We start from the raw sequence: 1,229 nt of genomic DNA on the forward strand, positions 1-1,229 counted from the left end.
GCAGAGGCGGGCTACGCGCCCTTGCGCGCGATGCTCTCCACCGTCCTTCGCCATGCCGGCGGAATCCGCGTGGACCACATCCTGGGGCTGTTCCGCCTGTGGTGGGTGCCCGCCGGCAACTCGGCCCGCGACGGCGCCTATGTCCGCTACGACCACGAGGCCCTCATCGGCATCCTCGCTTTGGAAGCGCATCGCGCGGGTGCCGTGGTCATCGGCGAAGACCTGGGCGTCTTCGAGCCGTGGGTGCGGGACTACCTTGCCGCCCGCGGCATCCTGGGCACCTCGATCCTCTGGTTCGAGTACGACGGCGACTCGCCGCTCCCGCCCGAACGCTACCGAACACAGGCCCTCGCCAGCGTCAACACCCACGACCTCCCGCCGACTGCGGGGTACCTCGCCGGCAATCACGTGGAACTCCGCAGCCAACTGGGTTTGCTTGAACGGAGCGTGGCCGAGGAACGGGCCGAGCACGAGGCCAGCCTGGACAAGATGATGGGGTTGCTCCGGGAACGCGGTCTGCTGCCGGCCGACGGAAAGGTGCTTGGCGAGGAACAGGTCATTGAGGCGCTCCATCGCTTGCTGGCCCTCGCGCCATCGGTCCTGCTCGGCGTTGCGTTGGTGGACGCCGTGGGGGAGCGGCGTGTGCAGAACCAACCGGGAACGACGTCGGAGGTCTACCCCAATTGGCAAGTACCGCTGGCCGACGACCACGGCCGCGCGGTGCTGATCGATGACCTTGACGCGAACCCGCGGTTCAACTCCCTGCTGGCGGCAGTGGACGAGGCTGTGCGGGGATAGGCAACGCATCGAGACGTGAGTTCTCGCCTCTTTGGCCTTCCCCACGACGCTCGCTCACCTTTGGGCCTTTTCCCTCGAACGCTCGCTCACCTTGGTGAGCGAGCGTTCCCGATTTTGGCCGCATTTGTGAGCGAGCGTCGCTGTTTTGGCCCGTCAGGGGGCGATGACCAAAACGGTAGGGGAACCCACGTCCACCTGCTCGAGGACATCCCCCGGTATACCCGTGGCAGGGTTCAGTGCAAAGGTTGTGACTTGGTTGGAACGCTCGTGCGCCACATGGAGCCAGCCGTCGCGGACCAGGTGATGGCGGGGCCAGTCTCCCCCGCTGGGCACGTCAGCCACGGGCCGGAGCCGGGTTCCGCTGCCTTCGACAGCCAATACCGAGATCCGGTTGGAACCGCGGATGCCCGTGTAGACGAAGCGATGGTCCG

Annotated in this window: 2 protein-coding genes; one reads left to right on the forward strand and one right to left on the reverse strand. The window is 66.7% G+C overall.

Features of this window, described 5'->3' with window-relative positions:
- The coding region (locus AHiyo1_RS09190) for a 4-alpha-glucanotransferase (protein WP_148667524.1) at positions 1 to 798 on the forward strand (798 nt) is incomplete at its 5' end.
- A 153-nt stretch (positions 799 to 951) separates the two neighbouring features.
- Here AHiyo1_RS09190 and AHiyo1_RS09195 read toward each other — a convergent pair.
- The coding region (locus AHiyo1_RS09195; RefSeq protein WP_148667525.1) for a lactonase family protein at positions 952 to 1,229 on the reverse strand (278 nt) is incomplete at its 5' end.

Origin of the sequence: Arthrobacter sp. Hiyo1, assembly GCF_001263615.2 — a bacterium.
Taxonomy (GTDB): Bacteria; Actinomycetota; Actinomycetes; order Actinomycetales; family Micrococcaceae; genus Arthrobacter.